This window comes from Bifidobacterium samirii, assembly GCF_003952945.1.
In the GTDB taxonomy this organism is placed as follows: domain Bacteria; phylum Actinomycetota; class Actinomycetes; order Actinomycetales; family Bifidobacteriaceae; genus Bifidobacterium; species Bifidobacterium samirii.
Genome location: NZ_QXGK01000034.1, coordinates 1 through 4,302, shown reverse-complemented (window position 1 = coordinate 4,302; position 4,302 = coordinate 1). Strand labels below are relative to the sequence as shown.

The following is a 4,302-nucleotide window of genomic DNA, read 5'->3' as shown; positions in this document are numbered from 1 at the left end:
ATCGCACTCGGCTTCCGCAACCTCGACAACTACATCACCAGAAGCCTGCTCCACACCGGCGGATTCAAACACGCCATCCAAACTCACCTCTAACCACCACCCCTACACACCAAAATGCGAAGAGCCGTTATAGGCCAAAATGTGTGTCTGGTGGCCTAGTCGTTTGAGGTCCATTCGACGTGGGTGTGGAAGTCGGGTTATAGGGGTTATAGGCCAAAATGTGTGTCCGGCCAGCCCGGTGGTCTAGTCGTCGCGCCCAGATCAGAGGCCGACAGGAAGCCCATGCTGCATCTGGCACTCTGAGGGCAGATTCCGGACTTTGCGGAATGCCATACGGCGAAGTGAGGGCATTGCACGCTCCGCAACCGGCGCATACGGCATGGCATCTGGCCAAAAACGAAGGACGCGACAGGCGCCACGGGAGCGCGGATGCCCTCAGTTTGCCGTATAGCATTCCGCAACAGCCGAAATCTGCCCTCACTCGGTGAATATCTGACGGCATCACACGGTCGCAGCTGGGTCCGCAACGGACATCACCGCGGCGCAGGGCCCGCCAAGACTCAGCCACGAAGCGATTGGCCGTGTGAGGGGAGAATCCTCCCCTCAGATCGGAAAATCATGTGAATCAGGGCGACACATGGCATCGCACGGTCCTCACGCACCGATATGAAGAGCCCGTTTCAGGCGTCGGCCGCCGGTGTCGGGAGCCTTCCCCGGCACCGGCGGCCTCACCGTGCTCAGCACACCTTTCGGCACACCTCTCTCGGACATGTAGGCGTCCATGTATGCCCAGTCGGGTTCTCGGCACACCTCTCAGCGCACCTCTCAGCACACCTCGCAGCGCACGGCGCGCACGATGTCGCCGTCGCCGATGGCCATCGTGAAGCCGGTCTCGCCCTCGGGCAGCGGCAACGTCATCTCCTGCACCGCGCCGTCCCCGTCGATCGAGTCGGCGGCGATGCGTACGACGGTCCCGTCCGGGAACGGCGCGAACCCGTCGAACCGCATCACACCAGACCTTGACGGTTCGCGCGGCGTCGCGGCGCACGCCTCGCCGGCAGCGACGAGCGACGCGAGCGGCTCGTCGGCGGCGGTCCGGCCGGCCGCGGCTACCAGCGCCACGCCGTCGGCCCGGTCCCAATGATCGACCGGGATCCATTCGTCGAACCGGCGCATGACCGGCGGTTCGCCGGCGACACGGACCGTCGTCGTCGCGCGGATGTCGCCGCTCGAAGCGCCCGCCTCGATCGTGTACTCGCCGTCGGGGATGTGGAAGCCGCCCTTGCGCACGTCGTACACGCGCAGCTCCTCACGGGGAATCGTGAATTCGATGGTCCGCCGTTCCCCCGGCTCGACCGCATGTTCGCGGCGGAACGCGACCAGCCGGCGTTCCGGCATCGCGATCGGCGGCACCACGAGCGCCGTCCCGCCGGCGCCGGCGCCGGCGACGCGCTCGTGCGGGTGGCGCACGTACACCTGCACGACTTCGTCGGATGCGCGCGTCCCCTCGTTGACGATGTCGACGCGCACCCGCAGCGTGCGGTCGGCTGTGGAGTCCGTGCCGTCCGTCGCGGCTTCCGACGTTCCGATCGCGCCGTGAGACCCGCCGGCCGCCTCGCCGAGCGCGTCGTCCGGCCTGGCTGCCGCACCAGCCGCGCCCACACCGCCGTCGACGCACGCGTTCAGCCCGTCGTAGAGGAACGGCGCGTAGGTGAGGCCGTGGCCGAACGGGTAGAGCACGTCGCCGCGCCGCCACTGGTAGGTGCGGCCGGTGCCGATGATGTCGTAGTCGTTCTTGTCGCCCAGGTCGACGCGGCCACCATACCAGGTCATCGGCAGTCGGCCGCCGGGCGACGCGAGTCCGTAGATGACGCGCGCGAGCGCCTCGCCCATCGCCTGCCCGCCGGTCGCGCAGTGCACGATCGCGGGCAGCCGGGCCGCTTCGTCGTCGATGTCGTACGGGTAGTTGGCGATGAGCGCCATGACGGTGCGCGGGTTGGCGTCGTGCACGGCGGCGACGAGCGCGCGCTGGTCGGCGGGGAATGCGGTGGACGGCCGGTCGGCGTCTTCCTTGCCGTTGATGACGGGGCAGCAGCCGACGGCGGCGATGACGGTGCGGGCGCGTGCGGCGAGCGCCGTCGCGCGTGCGATGCCGTGTTCGATCGTTTCGATGGCGAATGCCGGGACGGTTTCTCGGGCCGTTTCGACATCGGCCGAATCATCCACGTCGGTCGCACCCGCCGAGCCGATGGCGGCGGTCTGTGGCACGCCGATGCGCTGGGCGCTCAGGTCGGTGCCGTCGATTGCGGCGATGCGCCCGTCGGCGTCGAGGTCGACGGGGATGCCGCTCCACACGTGCAGCCTCCCGTCGTCGCCGATGCGGAACACCTCCTTGACGAACCAGCCGTACGGGATGGTCTTGCCGGCGACGATGGTGCCGTCGTCGAGCGCGCTCAGGTAGCGGCCGTCGCCGTCGGCGCGCAGGGTGAGCGCTCCGTCGCCCCAATCCTGGAGGCGGAATCGGGTGGCGTGCGCGCGGTCGTCGACGGCGACGAGCCGCGGTGCGTGCGGTTGCAGCGCGTAGTGCGGGACCGGCGGTTCGGTGGTTCCGTCCGGTTCGGCGGGCGTTTCGAGCGCGGCGTACCGGTCGCCGAATCGCAGGATCACGACGTCGAGGCCGTCGTCGACGAGCGGGTCGATGCCGGTGACGGCGCGTACGCCGTCGCGCAGCGTCGACCGATAGGGTGGTTCGCCGCCGTACCAGTCCTGGAACCATTGGTCGGCGAGCGGTCCGACAAGCGCGACCGGCACGGCGGCATCGGCGGCACCATCGGATGAACCGCACACCGCGGCAGCATCGCAACCATCGGCCGCCCTTCCCCCGCAACCGTCGTCCCCGCAATCGAGCGGCAGCAGTCCGTCGTTGCGCAGCAGCACGACGGATTCCTCGGCGACGCGACGGGCGACGTCGCGGCAGTGCGGCGAGTCGACGTCGTCCTCGCTCACCGCGTCGAACGGGTTGGCGGGCGTCGCGTCGTACATCCCGAGTCGGATCTTGGTGGTGAACGAGCGTCGCAGCGCGCGGTCGACGTCGGATTCGTCGATCCAGCCGCGTTCCCATGCTTCGACGGCGGCCGCGTGGACCATGTCCATGTCGTCGGTCATGCAGTCGACGCCGGCTTTGAGCGATCGAGCGACGGTTTCGGCGTGGGATGCGGTGTCGTGGCGCGCGTCGTGGACGAGCGATACGGCGCCGCCGTCGCTGACGACGTGCCCATACAGCCCGTATTCGCCGTGCAGCAGCGCGTCGACGCGTGGGTCGAGCATTTCGACGGTGCCGTTGACGGCGTTGTAGGCGGTCATGACCGATGTGGCGCCGGCGTGTTCGATGCAGCGGCGGAACGGCTCGTAATAGTATTCGCGCCGGTTGCGCGCGTCGACGGTGGATGAGGTGGTGCAGCGCGCGTCCTCGACGTTGTTGGCGAAGAAGTGCTTGAGCGCGGCGCTGATGCGCAGATGGTCGCGGGTCTCCTCCGGCCCGCCGCCCTGCATGCCGCGGATGTACGCGCCGGCGATCGCGCCGGTCAGGTGCGGGTCCTCGCCGTAGCCTTCCTCGTTGCGGCCCCAGCGCGGGTCGCGTTCGAGGTCGACGGTGGGCGCCCAGCGGAACAGGCCGCCGCGCGGGTCGCGGTGCCAGAGCGCGCGGGCCTCCTTGCCGACGACTTCGCCGGCCTTCTCCAGCAGCTGTGCGTCCCAGGTGGCGGCCATGCCGATCGGCTGCGGCAGCGACGTGGTGGTTTCGGGCGCAGTGGGGTTCGCGCCCTGGTCGTGGCGGGCTTCGATGCCGTGCGCCGCCTCGCCGCCGATCCAGCAGCGCGTGATGCCCAGGCGCGGCAGGTCGGGCGTGGTGGTGGCGAGGAAGCCGAGTTTCTCGTCGATGGTCATCTCGTCGAGCAGCCAGTCGACGCGTTCGTTGACCGGCAGCGTCGGATCCCACAGCGGCGTGGTTCGTGGGTCGGTGATGGGTTCGGCGCCGTCTGGGGTCTGGGATTCCGGATGTTCCGGGGATTCCTGCGTCATCGCAAACCTCTCCATTGATGATTCGTCGGTTATCGATAGGTCGATAGATAAGCATAGGCGATATGACGCCCCGCCCCGCCGCGCATCAGATTACGGGCTCTTCGCATTTTGGTGTGTAGGGGTGGTGGTTAGAGGTGAGTTTGGATGGCGTGTTTGAATCCGCCGGTGTGGAGCAGGCTTCTGGTGATGTAGTTGTCGAGGTTGCGGAAGCCGAGTGCGATG

The 4,302-nt window shown here is 68.4% G+C and carries 1 protein-coding gene; it reads right to left on the bottom strand.

Annotated elements, in window-relative coordinates; translation table 11 throughout:
• Window positions 1–825 precede the first annotated feature (825 nt).
• Window positions 826–4,080 carry a glycoside hydrolase family 3 N-terminal domain-containing protein gene (locus tag D2E24_RS10160; RefSeq protein ID WP_164521103.1) on the bottom strand — a complete coding sequence of 1,085 codons (3,255 nt, stop codon included), beginning with the start codon at window positions 4,078–4,080 and terminating at the stop codon, window positions 826–828.
• Window positions 4,081–4,302: the final 222 nt, after the last annotated feature.

Excerpts from the sequence above, each read along its gene's own strand:
- D2E24_RS10160 (WP_164521103.1), bottom strand. The coding sequence starts at position 4,080 with ATGACGCAGGAATCCCCGGAACATCCGGAATCCCAGACCCCAGACGGC.